This window comes from Altererythrobacter sp. GH1-8, from assembly GCF_043702085.1.
Lineage (GTDB): Bacteria > Pseudomonadota > Alphaproteobacteria > Sphingomonadales > Sphingomonadaceae > Erythrobacter.
The window spans coordinates 2,357,774-2,380,199 of record NZ_CP171690.1; the positions used below are offsets into that span (position 1 = coordinate 2,357,774).

General features: G+C 59.2%; 27 protein-coding genes and 1 tRNA gene. 9 read left to right on the plus strand and 19 right to left on the minus strand.

The window, feature by feature from the left end; genetic code table 11:
- Positions 1 to 12 precede the first annotated feature (12 nt).
- On the minus strand, positions 13 to 843 hold the full coding sequence (locus ACG9DO_RS11420) for an LD-carboxypeptidase (RefSeq protein ID WP_394728009.1): 831 nt from the start codon (positions 841 to 843) through the stop codon (positions 13 to 15).
- 55 nt (positions 844 to 898) lie between these two features.
- On the opposite strand from ACG9DO_RS11420, the gene ACG9DO_RS11425 reads away from it, so the two are divergent.
- Complete coding sequence (locus ACG9DO_RS11425; RefSeq protein ID WP_394728012.1) at positions 899 to 2,335, plus strand: glutamate ligase domain-containing protein; 1,437 nt, start codon at positions 899 to 901, stop codon at positions 2,333 to 2,335.
- On the opposite strand, the gene ACG9DO_RS11430 is transcribed toward ACG9DO_RS11425, so the two are convergent.
- Positions 2,332 to 3,288 carry a DUF808 domain-containing protein gene (locus tag ACG9DO_RS11430; RefSeq protein WP_394728014.1) on the minus strand — a complete coding sequence of 319 codons (957 nt, stop codon included), beginning with the start codon at positions 3,286 to 3,288 and terminating at the stop codon, positions 2,332 to 2,334. The genes ACG9DO_RS11425 and ACG9DO_RS11430 overlap by 4 nt on opposite strands.
- A 204-nt stretch (positions 3,289 to 3,492) precedes the next feature.
- Between ACG9DO_RS11430 and rpsF the strand changes: the two genes are divergently transcribed.
- The 5 genes from rpsF to ACG9DO_RS11455 all read left to right on the plus strand — a co-directional run bounded on the left by rpsF (position 3,493) and on the right by ACG9DO_RS11455 (position 7,038).
- The gene (gene rpsF / locus ACG9DO_RS11435) at positions 3,493 to 3,855 is read left to right on the plus strand and encodes a 30S ribosomal protein S6 (protein ID WP_394728016.1); all 363 of its coding nucleotides are present in this window, start codon (positions 3,493 to 3,495) and stop codon (positions 3,853 to 3,855) included.
- Entirely contained in the window at positions 3,855 to 4,079 is a 225-nt protein-coding gene (rpsR, locus tag ACG9DO_RS11440; protein WP_119511450.1) for a 30S ribosomal protein S18, read from the plus strand. Before rpsF ends, rpsR begins: the two co-directional genes overlap by 1 nt.
- A 13-nt stretch (positions 4,080 to 4,092) precedes the next feature.
- Positions 4,093 to 4,779, plus strand: coding sequence for a 50S ribosomal protein L9 (gene rplI, locus ACG9DO_RS11445; protein ID WP_394728018.1), 687 nt, complete (start codon positions 4,093 to 4,095; stop codon positions 4,777 to 4,779).
- 134 nt (positions 4,780 to 4,913) lie between these two features.
- Positions 4,914 to 6,353: an AMP nucleosidase gene (locus ACG9DO_RS11450; protein WP_394728020.1), complete on the plus strand. Its 1,440-nt coding sequence runs from the start codon at positions 4,914 to 4,916 to the stop codon at positions 6,351 to 6,353.
- Between the two features lie 46 nt (positions 6,354 to 6,399).
- Positions 6,400 to 7,038, plus strand: a complete 639-nt coding sequence (locus ACG9DO_RS11455) for an ester cyclase (RefSeq protein WP_394728022.1) — start codon at positions 6,400 to 6,402, stop codon at positions 7,036 to 7,038.
- Between the two features lie 11 nt (positions 7,039 to 7,049).
- Here the strand turns inward: ACG9DO_RS11455 and rimK are convergent, their stop codons facing one another.
- Genes rimK through ACG9DO_RS11470 form a run of 3 tightly spaced genes read right to left on the minus strand, consistent with a single transcriptional unit; the run spans position 7,050 to position 9,456 of the window.
- The gene (gene rimK, locus ACG9DO_RS11460) at positions 7,050 to 7,955 is read right to left on the minus strand and encodes a 30S ribosomal protein S6--L-glutamate ligase (protein WP_394731264.1); all 906 of its coding nucleotides are present in this window, start codon (positions 7,953 to 7,955) and stop codon (positions 7,050 to 7,052) included.
- Between the two features lie 11 nt (positions 7,956 to 7,966).
- The gene (locus ACG9DO_RS11465) at positions 7,967 to 8,428 is read right to left on the minus strand and encodes an ATP-dependent zinc protease (protein WP_394728024.1); all 462 of its coding nucleotides are present in this window, start codon (positions 8,426 to 8,428) and stop codon (positions 7,967 to 7,969) included.
- Complete coding sequence (locus ACG9DO_RS11470; protein WP_394728026.1) at positions 8,425 to 9,456, minus strand: YncE family protein; 1,032 nt, start codon at positions 9,454 to 9,456, stop codon at positions 8,425 to 8,427. Before ACG9DO_RS11470 ends, ACG9DO_RS11465 begins: the two co-directional genes overlap by 4 nt.
- A gap of 267 nt (positions 9,457 to 9,723) precedes the next feature.
- On the opposite strand from ACG9DO_RS11470, the gene ACG9DO_RS11475 reads away from it, so the two are divergent.
- The gene (locus tag ACG9DO_RS11475; RefSeq protein ID WP_394728028.1) at positions 9,724 to 10,296 is read left to right on the plus strand and encodes a phosphoribosyl-AMP cyclohydrolase; all 573 of its coding nucleotides are present in this window, start codon (positions 9,724 to 9,726) and stop codon (positions 10,294 to 10,296) included.
- A gap of 123 nt (positions 10,297 to 10,419) precedes the next feature.
- Here the strand turns inward: ACG9DO_RS11475 and ACG9DO_RS11480 are convergent, their stop codons facing one another.
- The 13 genes from ACG9DO_RS11480 to ACG9DO_RS11540 form a co-directional block, all read right to left on the minus strand.
- Complete coding sequence (locus ACG9DO_RS11480; RefSeq protein ID WP_394728030.1) at positions 10,420 to 10,935, minus strand: hypothetical protein; 516 nt, start codon at positions 10,933 to 10,935, stop codon at positions 10,420 to 10,422.
- The gene (locus ACG9DO_RS11485) at positions 10,932 to 11,726 is read right to left on the minus strand and encodes an alpha/beta fold hydrolase (protein ID WP_394728032.1); all 795 of its coding nucleotides are present in this window, start codon (positions 11,724 to 11,726) and stop codon (positions 10,932 to 10,934) included. The genes ACG9DO_RS11480 and ACG9DO_RS11485 overlap by 4 nt, the downstream gene beginning before the upstream one ends.
- Positions 11,690 to 12,340, minus strand: a complete 651-nt coding sequence (locus tag ACG9DO_RS11490; RefSeq protein ID WP_394728034.1) for a 2-hydroxychromene-2-carboxylate isomerase — start codon at positions 12,338 to 12,340, stop codon at positions 11,690 to 11,692. The genes ACG9DO_RS11485 and ACG9DO_RS11490 overlap by 37 nt, the downstream gene beginning before the upstream one ends.
- A 31-nt stretch (positions 12,341 to 12,371) precedes the next feature.
- Positions 12,372 to 13,397: an aspartate-semialdehyde dehydrogenase gene (locus ACG9DO_RS11495; protein ID WP_394728036.1), complete on the minus strand. Its 1,026-nt coding sequence runs from the start codon at positions 13,395 to 13,397 to the stop codon at positions 12,372 to 12,374.
- 337 nt (positions 13,398 to 13,734) lie between these two features.
- Positions 13,735 to 14,103, minus strand: coding sequence for a 50S ribosomal protein L19 (gene rplS, locus ACG9DO_RS11500; protein ID WP_394728038.1), 369 nt, complete (start codon positions 14,101 to 14,103; stop codon positions 13,735 to 13,737).
- The gene (trmD, locus tag ACG9DO_RS11505) at positions 14,100 to 14,948 is read right to left on the minus strand and encodes a tRNA (guanosine(37)-N1)-methyltransferase TrmD (RefSeq protein ID WP_394728040.1); all 849 of its coding nucleotides are present in this window, start codon (positions 14,946 to 14,948) and stop codon (positions 14,100 to 14,102) included. The genes rplS and trmD overlap by 4 nt, the downstream gene beginning before the upstream one ends.
- Positions 14,945 to 15,313, minus strand: coding sequence for a hypothetical protein (locus ACG9DO_RS11510; protein ID WP_394728042.1), 369 nt, complete (start codon positions 15,311 to 15,313; stop codon positions 14,945 to 14,947). The genes trmD and ACG9DO_RS11510 overlap by 4 nt, the downstream gene beginning before the upstream one ends.
- A gap of 38 nt (positions 15,314 to 15,351) precedes the next feature.
- On the minus strand, positions 15,352 to 15,687 hold the full coding sequence (locus tag ACG9DO_RS11515) for a hypothetical protein (protein WP_394728044.1): 336 nt from the start codon (positions 15,685 to 15,687) through the stop codon (positions 15,352 to 15,354).
- 3 nt (positions 15,688 to 15,690) lie between these two features.
- Positions 15,691 to 16,209, minus strand: coding sequence for a ribosome maturation factor RimM (gene rimM, locus ACG9DO_RS11520; RefSeq protein ID WP_394728046.1), 519 nt, complete (start codon positions 16,207 to 16,209; stop codon positions 15,691 to 15,693).
- 8 nt (positions 16,210 to 16,217) lie between these two features.
- On the minus strand, positions 16,218 to 16,736 hold the full coding sequence (gene rpsP, locus ACG9DO_RS11525; RefSeq protein ID WP_394728048.1) for a 30S ribosomal protein S16: 519 nt from the start codon (positions 16,734 to 16,736) through the stop codon (positions 16,218 to 16,220).
- 33 nt (positions 16,737 to 16,769) lie between these two features.
- On the minus strand, positions 16,770 to 18,266 hold the full coding sequence (gene ffh, locus ACG9DO_RS11530) for a signal recognition particle protein (RefSeq protein WP_394728050.1): 1,497 nt from the start codon (positions 18,264 to 18,266) through the stop codon (positions 16,770 to 16,772).
- 202 nt (positions 18,267 to 18,468) lie between these two features.
- A tRNA-Ala gene (locus tag ACG9DO_RS11535) sits at positions 18,469 to 18,544 on the minus strand.
- Between the two features lie 80 nt (positions 18,545 to 18,624).
- A complete protein-coding gene (locus tag ACG9DO_RS11540; protein WP_394728052.1) occupies positions 18,625 to 18,957 on the minus strand; it encodes a TIGR02300 family protein in 333 nt (110 codons plus the stop codon).
- Positions 18,958 to 19,079: 122 nt separating this feature from the next.
- Between ACG9DO_RS11540 and aroA the strand changes: the two genes are divergently transcribed.
- The gene (gene aroA / locus ACG9DO_RS11545) at positions 19,080 to 20,465 is read left to right on the plus strand and encodes a 3-phosphoshikimate 1-carboxyvinyltransferase (protein ID WP_394728054.1); all 1,386 of its coding nucleotides are present in this window, start codon (positions 19,080 to 19,082) and stop codon (positions 20,463 to 20,465) included.
- A complete protein-coding gene (locus ACG9DO_RS11550; protein ID WP_394728056.1) occupies positions 20,462 to 21,085 on the plus strand; it encodes a (d)CMP kinase in 624 nt (207 codons plus the stop codon). Before aroA ends, ACG9DO_RS11550 begins: the two co-directional genes overlap by 4 nt.
- A 44-nt stretch (positions 21,086 to 21,129) precedes the next feature.
- Here ACG9DO_RS11550 and ACG9DO_RS11555 read toward each other — a convergent pair whose 3' ends face one another.
- On the minus strand, positions 21,130 to 21,897 hold the full coding sequence (locus tag ACG9DO_RS11555) for a PilZ domain-containing protein (protein ID WP_394728058.1): 768 nt from the start codon (positions 21,895 to 21,897) through the stop codon (positions 21,130 to 21,132).
- Positions 21,898 to 22,426 lie beyond the last annotated feature (529 nt).

Genomic DNA, 22,426 nt, shown 5'->3' on the forward strand with positions numbered 1-22,426 from the left:
TTTGCAGCGCCGTTACGTAGCTGGCGCCGGACTCGCAAGGCCGAAGGGCACTATGTGATTGTCTGCAGTGTGCCCGATCTGCGCGCGGCCGAGATAGGGAATACCCGTTCTCTTGCACCAGAATTCAGCAATTTCCTCAGCACTTTGGCCAAACTCACGGTCATTTTCTGGCACACCGGAAACGGCTCCGAGGCGCAATCCGGCGAGGCGCGGCAGGGTATTCGCGATGTGGAAAAACATGCGGTCGATGGAATAAAGGTGCTCGCTGACTTCCTCGACCATCACCACATGACCTTCCAGATCGGGCATCAGCGGCGTGTTCGTCAGCATGGACAGCGTGATGAGGTTGAAGGCCGCTGTCGGTGTTTTCCCGTCCACACTCGGCTCAAGCCCGCTGGTGTCACCTGCGAACCAGCGCAAGACCCGGCGGACCGCAACGCGACCACTCGCGCTGCGCGCGCTTACCGGCATTGAGCCATGGACAGCTTGCCCGATCCCGTGACGATAAAGCCCGGCCAGCAAGTATCCCATGTCGGAAAAGCCGACATAGGTCTTCTCGCGCGCCGCATCATTCATGCGCGCGATCGCCGCCTCGGCAATGCGCCCGGATCCATAGCCACCTTTGGCGAACCAGACTGCGTCGAAAGCCGGATCGTTGGCACATTCCAGCAGCGCTTCGAGCCGTTCCATGTCAGTCCCGGCAAAATGGCCCTGGCTGGCAAAACATTGCTTATGGACGGAGATGGAATGCTGCGGGAATTCCTCCGCTACCAGCGTCTCGATCGCGTCAGCATGGTCGCGCGTAATCCGTGTCGCCGGCGCGCAAATGGCAATTCGTGTCATGGCTTGCACAATAGCCACCTTGTGCTTCGTGTGACAACGCAATAGCGATGCAAATATGGCAGAGGGATCACAAATCAGCGCAGCGAACGAGGAGATCGGTCCTGGGCGGTATTTCTTCTGCGGTATTGGCGGATCGGGCATGCTGCCGCTCGCGCAGATCGTTCACGGTATGGGTGACGAGGTTGCGGGCTCTGACCGCAGCTACGATCAGGGCCGAACCCCTCAAAAATTCGCCTGGCTCAAAGAGAATGGCTTCAAGCTGTTTCCGCAGGACGGCAGCGGGATCACATCCGAGGAACAGATCCTGATTGCATCTGCCGCAATCGAAGATACCGTCCCGGAAGTCGCCAAGGCACGCGAGCTGGGCTGTGAACGTCTGACCCGTGCGGAATTGCTATCCGATCTGTTCAACAGCGCTGGCTATTCCTTTGCCGTTGCCGGGACCAGCGGCAAATCCACGGTCACCGGAATGCTTGGCTGGATCCTCGCGCATGAAGGCCATGACCCGACCATCATGAACGGCGCAGTGATGAAGAATTTCATCAGCGATGCGAACCCGTTCGCCAGCTCGCAAGTCGGCTCGCCCAACCTGTTCGTGAGCGAAGTGGACGAAAGCGACGGCTCGATCGCACTGTATCGTCCCACGGTGGGCGTGCTGCTCAATGTCAGTCTCGACCACAAGAGCATGGAAGAACTGCGCGTGCTGTTTGGCAATTATCTCGCCGTGTCAGGCTGCGCAGTGGTCAATGCGGACGATTTGGAAGCGAAGACGCTGGCCAGGAAGTGCGATGAGGTCGTGACTTACAGTGCTTTGTCGGAGGATGCGGATATCGCCGTTTCGCAGGATAGTCTAGAGGCTGGTCCGGTTTCGATCAGCGCAGCAGTGATGGACAATCGCGACCATTCGATCTGGCCGCTGATCCTTCCCATGCCGGGCCTCCACAATCTATCCAACGCGCTGGCGGCGATTGCCGCAGCGAGCGCGGCAGGGATTGAAGTGAGCCGCGCGGTTTACGCACTGCATTCATTCAAGGGGCTCGGTCGGCGGTTCGATGTGCTTGGCACAAGCGCCAATGGCATTACGGTCATCGATGACTTCGGTCACAATCCCGAGAAATGCGCAGCCACCCTCCGAACGCTCAAAGCGCATCCCGGGCGGGTGATCGCGTTCTTCCAGCCCCATGGCTATGGGCCGTTGAGGCAGATGGGGCATGAGTTGGCTGCGACCTTCGCTCGCGAACTTGGCGAAGATGATGTGACCATCATGTGCGACCCGGTCTATTTCGGCGGCACAGTCGACCGCAGCGAAGGCACGGAGCGGATCATCCGGCTGATTGAAGAGGCAGGCGGCAAGGCCGAGTATATCCCTTCGCGCGATGATTGCGGCAAGCGGATCGTCGAGCTTTCTCAGCCGGGCGACCGGATCGTTATCATGGGTGCACGCGACGATACTCTTACGAGCTTTGCCCAGGGCATTCTTGACCAACTTTAGTGCGCTGCCTCTCCATGGCCAAATCTCAGCACCTTGTGCAGAAGGAACGCGATGATTGCCCCTAGTATCAGGCCCATGAGAGCGGAAACAGCTGCGTAGGCTGCCCAGCCCGCTACCCCGGACAAGGCGCCGCTCATTCCCGCGACCGCATGTTCCGCGCCATGCGCAAAGTCATAGAGAAGATCGACGCCAATCTCGTGCGTACCATGGACGATAATCCCGCCGCCGACCCAGAGCATAGCGATCGTTCCGACAACGGACAGGACGGTCAGCAGTTTCGGCATCGCAAGGACGAGCATCTGGCCGATGGACTTCGCCGTGCTGCTTTCGCGTTCAGCCAGGTGCAGACCGACATCATCCATCTTCACGATCAACGCGACCGCTCCATAGACGACCACGGTGATCGCAATACCGACCACCGCAAGCGCTACGGCGCGGATCCAGAAGCTTTCGGATATCGCCGCAATTTCGTTCAGCGAGATCGCCATGATCTCAGCCGAGAGAATCAGGTCCGTCCGGATTGCGCCATTGATCCGCTGCTGCTCGAATGTGGCAGGATCCTCGATGGGGTCTTCCAACGTCTTGCCGTGCTTTTCGCCACCGAGCTTTTCCATAACCTTTTCTGCGCCTTCGTAGCACAGGAACGCGCCGCCCAGCATCAGCAGATAGATAATCGCCTGCGGCAGGAACCAACTCAGGGCGAGTGCACCCGGCAGCAATATCAGGAGCTTGTTCCTGAGGCTGCCCTTCGTGATGTTCCAGATTATCGGAAGCTCGCGCGCTGGGCTAAGCCCGGTGACATAGCCCGGCGTGACCGCCGCGTCATCGATCACAACCCCGGCGGCCTTCGTGCCCGCCTTGCTTGCTGCAACGCTGACATCATCGATCGAAGCAGCCGCTGCTCGCGCTATGATCGACACATCGTCCAGCAACGCCACTAAACCACCCGGCACTCGGCACCTCCATAACTGCCCTGTCTGCGACGCACTGCCCCGCCTTTTGCCGCACTGCAAGGCTTGCATTCCGGCTGAAAACCGGTATGTGCGCGCATCCCTTGGCGGCAGTCTCGCTTCCGACAGGGTGTTAAAGAAAGCCGGAGGGGCCCCGTTATCCGGACGGACAAGCCAACGATCGGCAGGAACTGAAAGGAAAGAAGCATGCCGCTTTACGAGCATGTTTTCCTGGCGCGTCAGGATTTGAGCCAAGCCCAAGTGGATTCGCTCGCCGCCGCAGCCACGGAAATCGTCGAACAGAATCAAGGCAAGGTCACCAAGACAGAGACCTGGGGCCTTAAGTCTCTCGCCTACAAGATTGACCGCAACCGCAAAGCTCACTTCGTGATGCTCAACATCGATGCGCCCGGCAATGTTGTGGAAGAGCTTGAGCGTCAGACCCGCATCAACGAAGACGTCATCCGCTACATGACCATCCGTGTCGACAGCCACGAAGATGGTCCGAGCGTGATGATGCGCAAGAACGAACGCGACCGCAAGCGTCGCTCTGAGCGAGGAGACGACTGATGGCACGTCCGTTTTTCCGCCGCCGCAAATCTTGCCCGTTCGCCGGCAAGAACGCGCCGAAGATCGATTACAAGGACGTTCGTCTGCTGCAGGGCTTCATGTCCGAGCGCGGCAAGATCGTTCCTTCCCGCATCACCGCCGTAAGCGCGAAGAAGCAGCGTGAACTCGCCAAGGCGATCAAGCGCGCGCGCCACATCGGCCTGCTGCCGTACATCGTGAAGTAAGAGGAGAAGACCCATGGATATCATTCTCCTTGAGCGTATTGAAAAGCTCGGCACGATTGGTGACGTCGTTACCGTAAAGGATGGCTATGCGCGCAACTTCCTGTTGCCGCAGAAGAAAGCCCTTCGCGCTAACGAAGCCAACAAGAAGGTTTTCGAAGCCAATCGCGAACGACTTGAAAAAGAAAACGCCGAGAAGCGCGCTGAAGCTGAAAAGCTGGGCGAGAAGGTTGCAGGTGCAGAAGTCGTTCTGATCCGCGCATCATCCAACGCTGGCCAGCTTTACGGTTCAGTCAACGTCCGCGACATGGTCGCTGGCCTTACTGAACAAGGTCATGACATCGACAAGAAGCAGGTTATCATGGGCGCGCCGATCAAGATGATCGGCATGCACGATGTGACTGTTGCGCTGCACCCAGAGGTGCATGTGATCGTGAAGGCCAACGTTGCTCGCAGCGAAGACGAAGCAGAGCTTCAGAGCCAGGGCGTCGACGTGCTCGCACAGCTGTTCGAAGAAGAGCAGAAGGAAATCGAGCAGGCCGCTGCCGACACACGGATCGACAATGCAGGCCTTGAGCCGGGCGAAATTCCGGCGGAACTGCTTGAAGATGCAGCGGTCGAGAATATCGAGGCTGCGGCAGAGGCAGAGGCTGCACCCGCAGACGAAGCCGCGGCTGAAGAAACAACGGAAGACAAAGCCTGACCGGTTTCACTCCCTTCCAATCCAAGAGGGCGCGGCTGAAAGGCCGCGCCTTTTTTGTAACAGGCACAACAAAGCTCGCTTGAAGCGGCACCGGTGTCTTGGAAAAATCACAATAAGAGGCGTAAACCCCCAGCATGAACCAGATCGACGATATCCTTGCCCAGCTTCAATCGGTCTATGACCGGTCTGTCCGGAACCTGCGCGAGGATGTGCTCGAATTTGGCAAGAACGGGGCCACCCCTCCAGATCGCAAGCGCCACGATGGGAGCTATGCCTATCCCGAACTGCGCCTGCATTTTGACGGTACTGGCGAGCCCAGCGATAGAAGCCGTGCCTTCGGACGGTTGGAGCAAACCGGCACATTTGCTTCGACTATCACCCGGCCAAACCTGTTTGCCCCCTATCTGCGCGAGCAACTCGAGCTGATTACATCGGACTATTCAGTCGAACTGGAAGTCGCTACATCACGCCAGGAAATCCCCTTTCCTTACGTACTGGACGGCGACCATGGCGCTGCCATGGTCGGGATCTCGCCGCAGGAAATTGCCAAGCACTTTCCGGCAACCGACCTTGCCCTGATCGGTGACGAACTCGCTGATGGCCACGACCTCAACCAAGTCTATGACACGATGCCGCTCTCACTTTTTGACGGGCTGCGGACCGATTACTCGCTGGCTCGTTTAGCGCATTACACCGGGACGCAGGTTGAGGATTTCCAGCAATTCATCCTGTTCACCAACTATCATCGTTATGTCGACGAATTCGTTGACTGGGCAGCCGAGCAAATCGGGAGCGACGGTTACACCGCGCTGACCGGCGCCGGCGGGCTCGATATTCGCGAGAATACCGCGAACGGTCGCTCGCAGCTCTCGGATACCGCATGGCGCAGGCACCAGATGCCCGCCTATCACCTCACCAAAGAAGACAAGAGCGGCATAACGCTCGTCAATATCGGCGTAGGCCCCTCCAACGCGAAGACGATCTGCGATCACCTGGCCGTTTTGCGCCCGCACAGCTGGCTGATGATCGGCCACTGCGGCGGGCTGCGCTCAAGCCAGAAGATCGGCGATTTCGTGCTGGCCCATGCCTATCTGCGCGATGACCATGTGCTAGATGCCGTGCTTCCCCCTGAGATCCCGATACCGCCGATTGCCGAAGTGCAGCAGGCACTTGCGGGCGCGGCCGAGACTGTGTCCGGAACCCAGGGGGCTAACCTGAAGCAGCGGATGCGCACGGGCACTGTCGTCACCACGGACGATCGCAATTGGGAGCTGCTTTATTCGCTTTCAGCCAAACGCTTTTCGCAAAGCCGCGCGATCGCGATCGAGATGGAAAGCGCAACCATAGCAGCGCAGGGGTATCGCTTCCGCGTGCCCTATGGGACGCTGCTTTGCGTCAGCGACAAGCCGCTGCACGGCGAGATCAAGCTGCCGGGACAGGCGAACCAGTTCTATGAAGAGGCCATCGCGGCTCACTTGCAGATCGGGATCGTTGCCTGCCAGCGCCTGCGCGCTGAGGGCGACCGACTGCATTCGCGCAAGCTACGCGCATTTAACGAACCGCCGTTCAGGTGAGACCTTGCTATCGAACGATCTAAATTGGAAACGAGGAGTTGCGGTGATGAACGGAAAGCGCTTGCATAAAGGCCTCGCTGCGGCCTCTAGCCTGGCATTGCTGCTTGCGCCGCACATGGCTTTTGCGGGGACGCATCACATCGAAGCCTCGCCTGAAATCCAGTGCGAAGGTCAAGAGGACAACCTGAGAACATATCTCGAAATGTCGCGAGCCCTGTTCAACGAGCGCGATGTAGAGCGGGTCGCGGAATTCTACACCGAAGGTTTCATCTCCCACAACGTCGATGAAGGCGGTATCGGCATTCACAAGGTTCCCTTGACGGCGATGCAGGCGATGTGGCGCAGGATCGAGCAGATCGAGCCTGACCGGGAGGTGATCAACAACCTGATTGTTTGTCAGGGCGATCTCGTTATTGCTCAGGTCACCACGCAAGGGACCCATATCGGTCCGGGCCTCAAGGGAAATCCGCAAGGCGGCAGGCGCTATCGAACCAGCGCGATCGACATCTATCGCTTCAAGGACGGCAAAGTGGTCGAGCGTTGGGGCAATAACGACATGCCGGCCAAGGCGCGCCAGCTGGGCATGGAACTAGACCTGACGTTCAGTCCTTTGCCTGAAGGTGAGGCAAAAGATCCCCTCGCGGAGGAAGGCGCGCCTGTCGCTCTTTCCGAGCCGCAGGACTGAGGCAAAGGGCGTTACCCCTTCCCCTTCGTCTTCGTCTTTCCAGCCTTGGCGTTGGCTTCGATAAATTCGATGATTTGCCCCGCAACATCCTTGCCTGTCGCCTTCTCGATGCCTTCAAGTCCGGGCGAGGAGTTTACCTCCATGATGACGGGGCCATGATTGCTGCGCAGCATATCGACCCCGCAGACATTGAGGCCCATGCGGCGCGCGGCGCTGACCGCGGTTGATCGCTCCGCGGGTGTGATCTTGACCACGTCTGCGCTCCCCCCGCGGTGCAGGTTGGAACGGAAATCATCGGCGGCTCCAGTGCGCTTCATCGCGGCGACGACCTTTCCGCCGACCACCAGCGCGCGGATATCGGTACCCCCTGCTTCCTTGATGAATTCCTGCACCAGGATGTTCACATTGGCCCCCCGGAACGCCTCGATCACGGATTTCGCGCTCGACATCGTCTCAGCGAGAACCACGCCAATGCCCTGCGTCCCTTCGAGCAACTTGATCACCACCGGCGGGCCGTTGACCGCCTTGATGATTTCCTCCGCCTGCTTGGGATCATTAGCATAGGCGGTAAGCGGCAAGCCCAGCCCATGCTTGGCGAGGATCTGCATACTACGCAGCTTGTCCCGGCTCCGCCCGATCGCCACGCTCTCGTTGAGCGGCCACACCCCGCCCATTTCGAACTGGCGCAGCACCGCGAGGCCATAATTGGTGATCGAGGCCCCGATCCGGGGGATCACCGCATCGTATTTTGGCAGGGTTTCGCCATTGTAGGTCACGGTCGGCCGGTGGCTGGCGATGTTCACTGTGCAGCGCGTCGTGTTGAGAATGTCCAGCGAATGCCCCCTCGCCTCCGCAGCTTCCACAAGCCGCGTGTGGGAGTAGAGGTTGGGATTACGCGCCAGCATGGCAATCTTCATGCCGGGTTTGGTCATGGTTTATGTCCTTTGACAGGGTTGCGACCGGGGCTCTGCAACCAGGAATGCCCGGAATCGACGACAAATCTGCGCCGTAACGACGAGCGCCCGATGAGCATCGGAAACTTCATGTCACTTCGATCTGCAAGCGTGATTTCAGCGCGAAAGTCAATCATGCCGATCTTCAGCTTCGTCTTGATGACATACCGGCGCTGGGTCTCTCCGTTCGAGCTGGTAATGCCGCGAATGTCCACATTGACCGCTTCACAGCGCTGCGGTTCTCCACCGCCAGGGCACTCGACGAGGAAACGAACATACGCCTCGCCGTTGCGTTCGAATTTCTCGACTTCGAGCGCGTGCAGCGAAGATGTCCGCGCGCCGGTGTCGATTTTCGCAGGAATGGCATTCAGTCCCAATTCGGGGAGATGCACAATTTCACGCCAGCCAATGAATTGCAGATCAGCACCCTTGCTCATTCGAGCACCGCCAAGCCATCACCGCCCTTGCCTGTCGGCAACCTGCGGAGCACTTCGCCGGTCGCAAAATCGATCTCTGCAATCGTGTCCGTCCCGGTTTCCGCAACGTAGATACGCTCGCCATCCTGCGACCAGACGATCGTAACCTGGAGCCGAGTTTCCGCTTCGTCGGGAGAACTGACTGCAATCTGCCGGAGCACCTTTGCGGTCTCAAGATCAATCACCGTTAGCCCTCCATCGGCCAGATCCGATGTCACCGCGACGTCACCCTGGGGGCGAATGGCGAGCCGGAGCGGGAAAGCGCCCGTCGCAATCGTCTTGCGCACTTCGAGTGTCTGTGGATCAAGCTCATAAACTTCGTTGGATCGTCGGGCGGAAACCCATAGCGACTGCCCGTCGGGACTGAGAGCAATCCCCTCAGGCTCCTCGCCCACTGCGACCGATTGCGGCGCGCGGCGTGTCTTGAGATCGATGCGAGTTACCGTCCTGGAGCCCAGATCGGTCGTCCACGCGTGATTGCCATCGGGAGAAACCGCAAGCATGTGACTACCTTGCTTGGCCGTAGAGAACTCAAACGTCTCCGGATCATCATCCAATGGCCGCCGGATCCAGAAGATTGACTGCCGTCCTTCCGCTGTCGCGTAGAGATCACCGTTCGCATGCCACACTATCCCGTGAGGGCGCGCATTATCGCCAAGATCGATGCTTTTCACGGGCTTAAGTGTCTCTGCTGCAAACAAGTCCACACTTGTCCCGCCATAGCAGGCCAGCGCCACGGTGCTCTTATCGGGCGAAACGGCAAGCTCGTGAGGGTTGGAACAGCTGTCGACGCGCCTGGTCTCTACACCGCTTGCAAGGTCGATCATCGAGAGGCTGTCGCCGCGCTTGTTCGCAACGAACACCGTGCCGCTCAGACCCGTGGAAACCGTCGCTGACCGGCTTTCGGGAATGACAGTTGAGCAGGCCGCCAGCGTCGATAAGACGGTCGCAGCAAGAGAGGTGCGAACCAAAGAGATACGTAATTTCATGCCATTCCATTAGCGGCCAACGGTCTGCTTACCTAGTCGAATTATGGTCAAAATTTTTTTAGAATGTGATGGGAACTGCTTTAGTCATGTCACGTTATCACATGGCGGGACCGGGCCCCTCTGGCGTTCCTCGGAGCGTGATGTCGGACCGCTATCGGCTGAAAGGAGGGTGGTCGGCGGGATTCCCGCCAAGCTCCTTCTACATCAGTCATTTTGGCATTTTCACTTGGCTCGCGCGCTGGATCGTGGAGCCTGGAGGAGTAAGACATGAAAAAGTTCGTAACCATCCCACTACTTGGCGCAGCAGCTGTTGCACTTGCAGCTTGCGGCGAGACAGCAACGACCACTGAGGCAGCATCCACTGAGGCGACCGCCAATCCGATTACTGCTGAAGAAGTCGCCGCTGCCCAGCAGGCATGGGGTGAAGGCATCGTCAACATCGGCAAGGTTTCGACCGATGGCGGCGACGTCAAGCAAGCCGCAACCGACCACATCAACACTTTCTACGCCTATGAAGATGGCAAGGAAGTTCTGTTCAAGCCGACACTTGCTGCTGAGGACCAGTTCCGTGGTAACTTCGATGAAGCACTGAGCTACTTCATTGGCACCGAAGGCACCGAAGACGGCGGCTTCGCCATCAAGCCATGGACCAATGTGCGTTGGGAAAATGAAGGGACCATCATCGATAGCGACAGCGCGTTGGCGATGGGCAATTACTACTTCACCGACACCGACGGCAATGACACCAAGGTCGAATACACCTTCGGTTACACCCGCAACGCTGATGGCGATCTTGTGATCGATCTTCACCACTCGTCAGTGCCTTTCAGCGCCGAATAATTCCTCCGGCTGCTTCAATACTCATCCCTCCCGATTTGAAGCAGCAATTCAGCGAACCCCCGTCGTGAGCGATCGCGGCGGGGGTTTTGTGTTGCCAGCGCGGAGGCAATCGCCAGGCGAGGACTAGACCTGGGATCTGGCGCGCCACCAGCTCAGACTGACGCCGGACACCAATCCCAGGAAGCTCACAATCCAGGCGGCAATCTTGATCGGCTGCACATAAGCAGCGGTCGCCGCCAGACTGTCGTTGCCTGATGAGCTGAGTTGTATGAACTGGCAGATCGTCTCGACATAATCGGTCACGAGGAACGCAACCGCTGCAACACTGACCACCAGACCGATCGCTGCCACAAAGCCAGCTTCCCGGCGCAGCAACAGACCGCCGAGTAACGCTCCCAGTCCATAGACACCGATAAAGACGAAATCTCCCACCATTCCCCACCATGCGTGGTCCATCAGCCCCGCCGCGGCCCAAGCCGCCTGTATCCGGTCTACTTCAGCAGCAGTCATCGCAGCCTGATGATCGAGGATCCCACCTGGAACCTCGGCAATTGCCAAGGGTCCATGCGGAATTCGCAAAAGCGCAAAGATGACCAGACCGCCCAGCCACGATATCCAGAATGCGCGCCGCAGGGTCATGCCTTATCCAGGAGGAACTTGACGATTGCCTCGCCCATTTCAGGTTTCGTCGCGCTGACAAGGTGGCCACCTGGCACCTCGACATATCTGGCATCAGCCAGCAGCGCGGCAAGCTCTTCTGCCGAACCATTGTCCTGGTCCTCGTCCCCGCACACCACCAGCGTCGGCATGGTGACATTGGCAAGCGCGGCGGGATCAAGATCGGTCATGCTGTCGAGCAGGAGACGCGCCGCCAAGCGGTCAACCCCTTGCGATTTCAGGAATTGGCGCGCGTAATAGGCCGGATCGCCTGGTTTGATCGTATCGTACTCATCGATCACCCGCTTGAAGAAAGCGCTCCTCCGCTGCCAGTGCGAGACGCCGGCCAGCCCCATTCCAGCGATTACGAGGCGCTTCGGACTAAGGACACCCTTGGCGACCGCATGAAGAGCGGTCCGCGCACCGAGCGAAAAACCGGCGAGATCGTATTCCTCCAGGGCAAGGTGATCGATCAGCGCCGCCACGTCGCGTACCAGCACATCCTTCGGGTATTTCGCCGGGTCGGTTGGAGCCTCGCTTTGCCCATGCACGCGGAAGTCGAGCATGATCGCTTGGAACCCTGCCTCGGCGAGCCGCGCCGCATGGCCCCATTTGATCCAGTTCATTTCCGCGCTGGAAAACAGCCCATGGAGCACCACGACCGGACTACCCTGCCCCGCTCTATGGACCGCTAGGCGGGTGCCGTCAAAACTCTCGAAATGCGTCGTTTCAACACTCACCGCTTCACCAATCCCTTTTGCTGCATCCGCCATTTGGCCGTGTCGATACGGTCCTGCCCGAAAAAGGGCTCACCATCGAAGACCAGCGTTGGCACGCCCCAGTGCCCTGCCTTTTGGAGCGTGTCCTGGTTAGCGGCGATCTCCGCATCAAGGGCCTCTGCATCGGAAAGCGCTTCCGCTGCAAGTTCAGGATAGTCCAGTCCTGCGCGCGCAACAGCCTCGCTCAAGTGGTCGCCTTCGTTCCAGCCATCGATTTCGCCGGACCAGATCACCCGCGAGACCTCGTCCGCAAATGCGAGCCCCTTGCCCCGGCGGGTTGCAGCCTGAGCCATCCGTACGAGCGGATAGATATGGGGCTGATCCTCGGCAATTTCGCGCGTGGCCAGGTTCTGAACGATTGGATCCGGCCGGGGCCATCGCAAGGGAATACCGTGAAACTGAGCCTGCCTGAAGGAATCCACCACAATATATCTCGGCGCCAGCGGATTGCCCGTGAACAGGATATGAGGATCGCGAATGGCGATCGGCATGACAGTCCGCAGTGCGATGTCGAGGTCATATTCCTCGGTCATTGCACGGTACCGCCCGATGCTGAGATAGCTGTATGGCGAGCGAAAACTGAAATAGAGATCGGCATGCAAGGTCATAAGGGCCTTGTGCCGTACTCGCTGGCGCGCGTCACCCCTTCTTCAAGTGACGCCGCCCGAGCAGCTCGGCAATCTGCACCGCGTTAAGTGCCGCACCCTTGCGCAGATTGTCGGAGACGCACCACAGCGTCAGGCCGTTCTCCACCGTCGGGTCCTCGCGGACGCGGCTGACATAGGTCGCACCGTCACCCGCGGACTCAATCGGAGTGACGTAACCGCCATCCTCGCGCTTGTCGACGAGCATGATGCCAGGGGCCTCGCGCAGGATGTCCTGCGCCTGCTCGGCGGAGATTTCCCTCTCGAACTCGATGTTGACCGCTTCGGAATGGCCGACGAAGACCGGTACGCGCACGCAGGTCGCATTCAGTTTGATCTTGGGGTCGAGAATTTTCTTCGTCTCGACCACCATCTTCCACTCTTCCTTGGTCGAGCCATCGTCGAGGAAGACGTCGATATGCGGAATCACATTGAACGCGATCTGTTTGGTGAACTTCACCGGCTGAACCGGATCGCCGACAAAGATGTTGCGGCTCTGCTCGAACAGCTCGTCCATGCCTGCCTTGCCCGCGCCGGAAACCGACTGATAGGTGCTGACCACAACGCGCTTGATCGTCGCAGCGTCATGGAGCGGCTTCAGCGCGACAACCAGCTGCGCGGTGGAGCAGTTCGGGTTCGCGATGATGTTGCGCTTCTTGTAATCGTCGATCGCGTCGGGATTCACTTCGGGCACGATCAGAGGAATGTCGGGGTCCATGCGGTAAAGCGAGCTGTTGTCGATCACCACGCAGCCGGCAGCCGCCGCCTTGGGCGCATATTCCTTGGCCGGGCCTGAGCCTGCCGCAAACAGCGCGATGTCCCATCCGGTAAAGTCGAAATGCTCGATATTCTTGCACTTGAGCATCTTGCCGGTATCGCCGAACTCGACCTCGGTCCCCACCGAGCGCGAGGAAGCGACCGCTGCGACTTCCTCGATCGGGAACTCGCGCTCTGCAAGGATTGCCATCATTTCCCGACCGACATTGCCTGTCGCGCCGACTACGGCCACACGATAACCCACCTGGACTGCTCCGAATTCATATTCCTGACTTGAGCGCGCTCCGCTGCACTGCAGCGCACGGAATGGCAAGTGGAAAAGCTATGCACACACGCGATGGTTAGACACGGTTATGCGATAAAGCGCATGGTAAACAGGCTTCTAACCGCGAAACTTAGAGCGATACTAAACCTCTCAGGCCATTCTCGTTTGTGTCGCCGATCCAGTCTGGTGGTCGCAAAATGAGCGCAAGACGCCCGGTACCCCGGTCCGCAGTGATCAAGAACCGATAAGATAAAGGGCGGCCCCGCCAGATGGTAGGGCCGCCCTTGAATTTCCCAGGCTTGAGCTGATTGTGCGCTTATGCCTTCGGAGCGTTCTCGCGGCGTTCTGCAATACGCGCACGCTTACCGGTGCGGCCACGCAGGTAATAGAGCTTCGCGCGGCGCACGACACCGCGGCGGACCACGGTAATGCTGTCGACGATCGGCGAGTAGAGCGGGAAGACACGCTCCACACCTTCGCCAAAGCTCATCTTGCGCACGGTGAAATTGCTGTTGATGGAGCGGTTCGAGCGGGCAATGCACACACCTTCGAACATCTGGATACGCTCGCGCTGGCCTTCAACGACCTTCACGCCGACGCGTACAGTATCGCCAGCCCGGAATTCGGGAATATCCTTGCCGGCCTTGCCGATTTCTTCGGCTTCGATTTGCTGGATCAGATTCACTGGTCCAAGTCCTTCTTCTTTCGCTGCACGCCAGAGGCAGAGCGGACCGGATCGCCAGTATAGCGTTCCCACAAGTCCGGCCTGCGTAACCGAGTGATCTCTTCCGACATGGCTTTGCGCCAAGCGGCAATCTTCGCATGATCCCCCGATCGCAGCACTTCAGGGATCGTGCGCCCTTCCCATTCAAAAGGTCGGGTATATTGCGGATATTCGAGCAATCCGTTTTCGAAGGATTCCTCATGTCCGCTTGAAGCCGCGCCCATTACGCCGGGAAGCAGCCGAATGCAAGCATCAAGTATGGCAATTGCCGCCGTCTCGCCGCCGGAAAGGACGATGTCGGCTAGGCTGACCTGTTCGATTTCCGGTCGGGCTTCGAACAAGCGCTCGTCAAAGCCTTCGAACCGCCCGCAGATGATGGTGACGCCGGGGCCGGACGCGATTTCGCGAATGCGCTCCTGCGTGATAGGTTTCCCGCGCGGGGTCATCGCGAGGATTGGAACAGAAGCCCCCACCCCTTCAGGGAAGGGGGTTTGGGGGCGGGGCAGTTTTTGCTCACGGTCGCTTGGCGCTTGCCCCCCTCCCAACCCTCCCCCCTGAAGGTGGGAGGGCTTATTCGCAACACTATCCAACGCCGCCGCCATCACATCGGCTTTCAGCACCATCCCTGCCCCGCCGCCAGCGGGCGTATCATCGACCGTGCGGTGCTTGTCCGTGGCAAAATCGCGCGGGTTCACGGTCGCGCAAGTCCAGTCCCCCCTCTCGAGCGCCTTGCCCGCAAGGCTTACGCCGAGCGGTCCGGGAAACATCTCCGGATAGAGCGTGAGAATGGTGGCAGCGAAAGTCATTTCTTACGCTTGGTAAAAACAATTCTGAGACATGCAGGAATAGCCACTGCCTGGTATGCAAGCGGCAAAAAAATGCCCCAAAACATGATGGCGACAAAGTCCATCCTGCCATAATTCGGATCAGTAATCGGATTCCAATCCAAGACTTCAACAGGATTCAAGTGAATGTAGATTGCTGCCGTTGAGAATATCCAAGGCAAAACGCTAATTCTCTTCACCCACCAACCGAAAGAAAGCTCATTTTCGAAATAGAAATGGCAAGTTATCAGCGCAACCAATGTTGCAACGGGGATAGCGTATAGAAGCACTAGCATCGGGTCGAGTGTCCCATAATTACTATTCCACCCCCACCATTCGTCCGTCAATCGAGGCGCATCTCAATCACTGCCCTGCCCGGTAATTCTCACTCAAATATGTCTGGGTTAACCGGGGCGCCGCGCCTTTCCTCGCGCTTCTTGAGGAACAGATAGGCGCTCGGAAAGCCCACCAGCAGCGCGAAGGTCACCCCCATGACCACCACTGCGATCACAGGTATCCAGGTTGGAACTTGATCATTCGCGCCGCTGAGGACGGCGACAAACGGCAGGATCATCGAGAGAAACCCCGCCACCGCAGCGCCAATGCCTGCCCGCCTACGCAAACTCATCTGCGAAGCGGACGTATCAAGGACGAACGCAGTTCCAATCGCGAGCGCCGCGACCAGACCGATGATGAATGCGAGACCGAGGATGACTGCCATACTCTACTCGTCCACGAAATCGGCTGAGATCACAAGCTTTTCCGCGTCCCATTCGAGCACGGCTGCCTCGGTCATCGGGACCATGAAGGTCTTTTGGCCTTTCGCAGGCGGCGGTGACTTCTCGATCTCGATAATATCACTCGCACCGAAATTCTGGACTGCAATGGTCTTGCCAACAATCTCGCCCGCGTCAGTGACGACCGTAAGCCCGACCAGATCGGCGTGGTAATATTCACCCTCGCCCAATGCCGGGAGAGCCTCTCGCGGGACCGTCAGAACAGTACCGCGAAGCTTCTCCGCAGCATTGCGACCATCGACGCCCTTGAAGCGGGCAATCGCCCCGCCCTTGTTGTCGCTGCGGATCTTGGAGAGCACCAGAGCGCCCTGATTGAAGCTCTTGTGCGCTTTCAAGGCGTCCAAGCCCTCGCCCAGCAGCTTCAAACGGACTTCGCCCGCCACACCATGCGCGCCAGTTATGGCAGCCAATTCGATCAGCGATGATGTGACGGGCGTGTCCGTCATGAGTTGGCTTACTCAGCCTTCTCTTCGGTTTCTTCAGCCGTAGCTTCTTCCGTAGCTGCTTCCTCGGCCGGGGCCTCTTCTGCTGGAGCTTCCTCTGCAGCGGCTTCCTCAGCAGGCGCTTCTTCAGCTGCTGTTTCTTCAGCCGGTGCTGCAGCTTCTTCTTCAGCAGCCTTGGCCGCTTCTTCAGCTTCAGCCAGCTTTGCAGCCTTCTCTTCAGCGCGTTCCTTCGCAGCTTCGCCTGGCTCACCCTTTTTCGGGTTGTTGCGCGCAGGACGCTCCATGATGCCCGCAGCATCGAGGAAACGCAGAACGCGATCCGAAGGCTTCGCACCAACGGAGAGCCAGTGACGCGCGCGGTCCTCGTCGAGCTTCACGCGCTCGCCCGAATCCTTCGGCAGCATCGGGTTGTAGGTACCGATCTGCTCGAGATACTTGCCGTCACGCGGGCTGCGCACGTCGGAGACGACGATGCGATAGTAAGGGCGCTTCTTCGCGCCACCACGTGACAAACGGATTGCAACTGCCATTGTATTTTACCTTTCCAGTCTAAACTTTTGAAATCACTTCTTGTTCAATAAATCCTTGAGGTCGGGCGGGAGCGTATCGGGGTCCACAGTCGGTCCCTTCGGCCCACCCAGACCCGGCATTCCGCCCATTCCGCCACCCGGCATTCCGCCAGGCATTCCACCGAGCCCCGGCATGGCAGCGCCAAGTCCGCCACTGCCAAACAGCGAGGCCAGACCCTTCAGCCCGCCCATCTTCCTGATCTGCTTCATCGCGCGGCCCATTTCCTGGTGCATCTTCAGCACCTTGTTGACAGTCTGCACATCTGTGCCGCTCCCTGCAGCGACGCGCTTCTTGCGCTTGGCATTCATCAGTTCGGGCCGCGCGCGCTCTTTTGGCGTCATGGAGCCGATGATCGCATCCATATGGACGAGCACCTTGTCGTCCATGTTGGACGCCGCCATCGCCGCTTTCGCCTTCTTCATTCCCGGCATCATGCCTGCAAGCGCGCCAAGCCCACCCATGTTCTGCATCTGCTTGAGCTGCATGCGCAGGTCATTGAGGTCAAACTGACCCTTTGCCATCCGCTTGGCGAGCGCTTCAGCCTCTTCTTCCTTGATCGTTGCCGCGGCCTTTTCGACCAGGCTGACCACGTCACCCATGCCAAGAATGCGGCCTGCAACGCGTTTCGGATCGAACACTTCAATCGCGTCGAGCTTCTCGCCGGTCCCTGCAAACTTGATCGGCTTGCCGGTTACTGCGCGCATCGAAAGCGCCGCACCGCCGCGCGCATCGCCGTCCATCCGGGTGAGGACCACGCCGGTAAGCGGGACTTCGCCGCTGAAGCTTTGTGCGACGTTCACCGCGTCCTGACCCGTGAGGCTGTCAACGACAAGGAGAACCTCGGTCGGCGCAGAAACGCCGGCAACCGCCTTCATCTCGGCCATCAAGGCTTCATCAACGTGCAAGCGACCTGCGGTGTCGAGCAGCAGGACATCGGCGTTCTGGAGCCTTGCGCTCTCCATCGCGCGCTTCGCGATATCGACCGGTTGCTGGCCCGCGACGATCGGAAGCGTTGCAACGTCCACCTGCGTGCCGAGCACCGCGAGCTGCTCCTGCGCCGCCGGACGGTTGACGTCGAGCGAAGCCATCAGCGCTTTCTTGCCGTGCTTCTCGCGGATCAGCTTGCCAAGCTTGGCGGTCGTGGTGGTCTTACCCGAGCCTTGGAGACCCACCATCATGATGACGACTGGCGGCTTGGCGGCGAAATTGAGTTCCGGCGTCTCGTCTCCGCCGAGCATTTCGATCAGTTCGTCATTGACGATCTTGACGACTTGCTGGCCCGGCGTGATGGATTTGAGGACTTCCGAGCCAACCGCCTTTTCCGTCACCGCATCGATGAAACGGCGAGCCACCGGCAGTGCGACATCGGCCTCGAGCAGCGCCACGCGCACTTCGCGCATCGCATCGCGGACGTCCTGCTCCTTGAGCGCACCGCGACCCTTCAGCCGGTCGAATACCCCACCAAGGCGGTCGGACAGATTGTCAAACATCGACTTTCATCTCCTCGCCTGGGCTTCGCCCACGCTCGATTCCAATTATGGTCGTTTCCCGAACCGAAAAAGCGGAAACCACTTTCTCTGGAAAACTCCCTACCCTGCCCAACTGCAGGGATTAAACGCGAAAAACGCCGGCGGACGAGAACTCGTCGGCCAGCGTGCGAACTTGATCAAAAGTCCGACTTTTTCAGGCGACTGGTGGAGCCTAGCGGGATCGAACCGCTGACCTCTACAATGCCATTGTAGCGCTCTCCCAGCTGAGCTAAGGCCCCGCGCCAGTCATGTCTGCAGGCTTGCAAGACCTGCGGGAAGCGCCCAATATACGCGCCTCCCTACTTAAGCAACAGCTAAATCAGCTGTCGTCTTCGTCGTCGCTCCCGCCCGTGCTGACGCCAAGATCGTCGTCACCACCCAGGTCCACATCATTGTCTGGGGAATCGTCATCCTCGTCAATGTCGCCCAGATCTTCCAGATCGTCATCGCCGCTCAGATCGGCGTCCGCATCAGCGTCTTTCTTCTTTTCTTCGTCCTCGAACGGGATCGGCTGTTTGGTCTTGAGCACGGGCTCAGGATGCCATTGCTCACCGCATTCGATGCAGGTGACGGGCTCGTCATTGCCCAGATCATAAAAGCGTTCCCCGCATTTGGGGCAGGAACGCTTGGTGCCCCATTCTGGCTTGGCCATTGTAAACCCTTACAGCTGGCTCACCTTGTGAAGGTGAGCGGATATTTGTTTCGAATTGATGGGACCGGAACCATCCGGAATCAAGAGTGCCATCACAAGCGCGCGCGCCTTGCCAGAAGGTGATGGCGCTGTCAAAGACCTGCGCGTCTAAAATTGCACTGTCTGTTTCGAGGACTGACCCTTTGCCCGCTCACCGTTTCCTGCCTTCCGGCCCTCTGAGAGGCCGTATCCGCGTTCCCGGCGACAAGTCAATCAGCCATCGCTCGATCATGTTCGGGGCGCTTGCAGTGGGAGAGACCCGCGTTTCCGGCCTGCTCGAGGGCGAGGACGTCATGGCCACCGCTGCGGCGATGCGCGCGATGGGCGCGAACATCGAGAAACATGGCGAGGAATGGCGCATCAATGGTGTCGGCGTAGGGGGCCTCCTCCAGCCGGAGCAAGCCCTCGATATGGGCAATTCGGGCACATCGACCCGCCTTTTGATGGGGCTCATTGCGGGCCACGGGATCTCCGCGAGCTTCACGGGCGACGCGAGCCTCTCCAGACGCCCCATGGGCCGCGTGATCGAACCGCTAAGCCTGATGGGAGCGAGTTTCGAAGCCTCACCGGGCGGGACGCTGCCGTTGATGATGCGCGGTGCGCATCCGGCTGTGCCTATCGAGTACCGCCTGCCGGTTGCCAGTGCACAAGTCAAAAGCGCAGTCCTTCTTGCCGGGCTCAACACACCCGGCATCACGACGGTGATCGAGCCAGTGCCGACACGCGACCATTCGGAGCGGATGCTGCGCGGCTTTGGCGCCGAACTTGAAGTCGAAGAAGCGGGCGGCGCCAAAGGACCAGAGCGCATCATCCGGATCCGCGGCGAAGCAGAGTTGAGGCCGCAAGATGTCGTGGTCCCTGGCGACCCTTCCTCTGCCGCATTCTTCATTGTCGCGGCGTTGATCACTGAGGGCAGTGATCTCGTGATCGAGAATGTCGGGCTCAATCCGACCCGCGCCGGGCTGATCGAAGTGCTGCGCCAGATGGGTGGAGGTATCGAAGAGCTGAACCCGCGCGAAGTTGGCGGCGAGCCTGTGGCCGATCTGCGTGTCAAACATTCGGCGCTGCGAGGTATCGAGGTCGATCCGGCCATTGCACCTGCAATGATCGATGAATTCCCAGTACTCTTCGTTGCCGCCTCGCTCGCCGAGGGCACGACCACGACCAGCGGTCTCGACGAATTGCGGGTCAAGGAAAGCGACCGGTTGACCGCAATGGCAGAAGCTCTCGCGCTTTCCGGTGCGCGGGTCACGGAGCGGGAGGACGGGCTGATAATTGAAGGGACCGCTGGCGCGCCTCTGCCCGGCACTTCTGACGAACCTGTCGTCACGCATCTCGACCATCGTATCGCCATGAGCATGGCCGTGGCTGGACTCGCCTCTAAGGATGGGGTGGAAGTGGACGACACCTCCCCTATCCAGACGAGCTTCCCGAACTTCATAGCGCTGCTGAAGGAGGCTGCCGGATGATCATCGCCGTCGATGGCCCCACAGCTTCAGGCAAAGGAACGATTGCGAAAGCCATCGCGGCTCACTTCGGCCTGCCGCATCTCGACACTGGCCTTCTCTACCGTGCGGTGGGCAAGCAGGTGTGGCTCAATGACGGTGACCCGGACGACCCGCAAAACGCGCTCTCAGCCTGCGACTTTCCCGACAGCCTGCTGGAAAATCCTGATCTGCGCAGCGAAGAAACTGGCGGGCTTGCCAGTCGCGTCTCCGTCCACCCGGGAGTTCGCCAAGCGCTGTTCGAGCGTCAACGTGCATTTGCTCAGCAGCCCGGTGGGGCCGTGCTCGACGGACGCGATATCGGAACCGTGATCGCGCCAGAGGCGGACGTGAAGCTGTTCATTACCGCCAGCGTCGAAGAGCGCGCGCGGCGGCGCTGGATGGAAATGCAGGACCGTGAGTTGGAGATCACTCTGGTCGAGATCGAAAGGGATATCGTTGCGCGCGATGCCCGCGATATCAATCGCAAGGATGCACCCTTGAGGGCCGCGCCGGATGCGCTCGTGCTCGATACAACCAGCTTCGACAAGGATCAGGCGGTGGAAGCCGCGATCGAGGCGGTCAAGACCGCCCTCAAGAGCTGACGCCATCGCATTCCGGTGCCCTCAAGTTCTAGCGCCGTTCCAGCTCATTCTTGCTCAGTGGTGATCTCGATCGCGTTTTCGCCGAGTTGCACGCCGAACCGGTCGCCCTTGCGCCAGATCACGCGTCCGGAAATCGGTTCACAATCGAGAAATTTGACTTCCACCGGCTCGCCAATCGTCTTTTCGGAGCCTCCCAGAAGCCCGATTCCACTCGCCGAGATGTCACGCACTTTTGCCGAAGCATCCCTTAGCGTGACATGCGTCGGACCACTTGTGATCTCGGCGGGAAAGCGATCCTCCAACCGGTGGTCGCAATTGCGCTCGACTCGCCGCTCGATCAGCTTTGCGAGCGGCGTCAGGCGCAGCGGTTTCTTGCGCGGAAAGAGCGAGCTCTCTGCATAACCTTTCGTGATCTGCTCGCGGCGGCTTTCGCCAACCGCATTGACAAGCGGATCCTTGTCCGTCGAAGCAGCGCTGGGCTCTGCATTTGCCTGATCGTTGGCCGCCACGAGCCGTTCCAGCACGGCTTGATGCAAGGCGTGGTCAAAATGCAGGCCGCCGCGCCTCCCATTCGACCAGACGAGCTTCGCCTGAAGCGACGAGACTTCGCCAATGCGGAGCCAGATTGGAGCGTTGAAATTGCCGGACATGCCACTGGTATCAACCGCGCAACCAGAAGCCGAGATGTCGAGCAATTCAGCCACATGGCCGCTTCTGCCGCGCTCGCGCACATGAACTTGCATGCGTTTCGCATAGCGGCGATCAAAGCGCCGTTCGACGGTATTGGTGTCTGAGAGCTGAGCTGCAGACATGATTTGATTCCTCCAGGGACACTACGCTGGAAAAACGTTACTGCGGCATGATCTGCAAATCATGTGTAGCGTGGCCTCAGTCTCGCTGCGGTACGGTCCTGCGCATAATCCTTACCCCATCTTAACCATGCTTTCAGGCGGCTCAGGTTGGCTCTTTTCCAGTCACTTTCCTACCGCGCCGCCTCAATCCTAAATGATGGCGATGCAAACCCGGGCACAATTCCTTTCGATGCTTTTGGCGGAAGGAAAATGCCTGCGAGATTTTTTGCTCCAGGACTGTGTAACATGTGTATCCAACATGCTTTCGTGGAAGCGGTGGCGCTCACCGCAATTTCCTTGCTTTCGGAGCGGCTTTAGCCTAGGCGCGCGCCCGTTCCCGCAATCTTCTGATTGTCAGAACCTCTGTGGCGGCATTCGGTCCCACGGAGATGTCGGCCTCTTTACCCCGTAAGCCTGTGCAATGGTGCACCGGAGACGGAGAAAGACCCCGGACAACCGGTGGCCGGTAGCAAATGTGAAACAGGACTAC

Bases quoted from the DNA above. Each gene is read 5' to 3' on its own strand.
- ACG9DO_RS11420 (WP_394728009.1), bottom strand. From the start codon at position 843: ATGACACGAATTGCCATTTGCGCGCCGGCGACACGGATTACGCGCGAC.
- ACG9DO_RS11425 (WP_394728012.1), top strand. From the start codon at position 899: ATGGCAGAGGGATCACAAATCAGCGCAGCGAACGAGGAGATCGGTCCT.
- rpsF (WP_394728016.1), top strand. From the start codon at position 3,493: ATGCCGCTTTACGAGCATGTTTTCCTGGCGCGTCAGGATTTGAGCCAA.
- rpsR (WP_119511450.1), top strand. From the start codon at position 3,855: ATGGCACGTCCGTTTTTCCGCCGCCGCAAATCTTGCCCGTTCGCCGGC.
- rplI (WP_394728018.1), top strand. From the start codon at position 4,093: ATGGATATCATTCTCCTTGAGCGTATTGAAAAGCTCGGCACGATTGGT.
- ACG9DO_RS11450 (WP_394728020.1), top strand. From the start codon at position 4,914: ATGAACCAGATCGACGATATCCTTGCCCAGCTTCAATCGGTCTATGAC.
- ACG9DO_RS11455 (WP_394728022.1), top strand. From the start codon at position 6,400: ATGAACGGAAAGCGCTTGCATAAAGGCCTCGCTGCGGCCTCTAGCCTG.
- rimK (WP_394731264.1), bottom strand. From the start codon at position 7,955: ATGAAGATTGCCATGCTGGCGCGTAATCCCAACCTCTACTCCCACACG.
- ACG9DO_RS11465 (WP_394728024.1), bottom strand. From the start codon at position 8,428: ATGAGCAAGGGTGCTGATCTGCAATTCATTGGCTGGCGTGAAATTGTG.
- ACG9DO_RS11470 (WP_394728026.1), bottom strand. From the start codon at position 9,456: ATGAAATTACGTATCTCTTTGGTTCGCACCTCTCTTGCTGCGACCGTC.
- ACG9DO_RS11475 (WP_394728028.1), top strand. From the start codon at position 9,724: ATGAAAAAGTTCGTAACCATCCCACTACTTGGCGCAGCAGCTGTTGCA.
- ACG9DO_RS11480 (WP_394728030.1), bottom strand. From the start codon at position 10,935: ATGACCCTGCGGCGCGCATTCTGGATATCGTGGCTGGGCGGTCTGGTC.
- ACG9DO_RS11485 (WP_394728032.1), bottom strand. From the start codon at position 11,726: ATGGCGGATGCAGCAAAAGGGATTGGTGAAGCGGTGAGTGTTGAAACG.
- ACG9DO_RS11490 (WP_394728034.1), bottom strand. From the start codon at position 12,340: ATGACCTTGCATGCCGATCTCTATTTCAGTTTTCGCTCGCCATACAGC.
- trmD (WP_394728040.1), bottom strand. From the start codon at position 14,948: ATGACTTTCGCTGCCACCATTCTCACGCTCTATCCGGAGATGTTTCCC.
- ACG9DO_RS11515 (WP_394728044.1), bottom strand. From the start codon at position 15,687: ATGGCAGTCATCCTCGGTCTCGCATTCATCATCGGTCTGGTCGCGGCG.
- rimM (WP_394728046.1), bottom strand. From the start codon at position 16,209: ATGACGGACACGCCCGTCACATCATCGCTGATCGAATTGGCTGCCATA.
- rpsP (WP_394728048.1), bottom strand. From the start codon at position 16,736: ATGGCAGTTGCAATCCGTTTGTCACGTGGTGGCGCGAAGAAGCGCCCT.
- ffh (WP_394728050.1), bottom strand. From the start codon at position 18,266: ATGTTTGACAATCTGTCCGACCGCCTTGGTGGGGTATTCGACCGGCTG.
- ACG9DO_RS11540 (WP_394728052.1), bottom strand. From the start codon at position 18,957: ATGGCCAAGCCAGAATGGGGCACCAAGCGTTCCTGCCCCAAATGCGGG.
- aroA (WP_394728054.1), top strand. From the start codon at position 19,080: ATGGCGCTGTCAAAGACCTGCGCGTCTAAAATTGCACTGTCTGTTTCG.
- ACG9DO_RS11550 (WP_394728056.1), top strand. From the start codon at position 20,462: ATGATCATCGCCGTCGATGGCCCCACAGCTTCAGGCAAAGGAACGATT.
- ACG9DO_RS11555 (WP_394728058.1), bottom strand. From the start codon at position 21,897: ATGTCTGCAGCTCAGCTCTCAGACACCAATACCGTCGAACGGCGCTTT.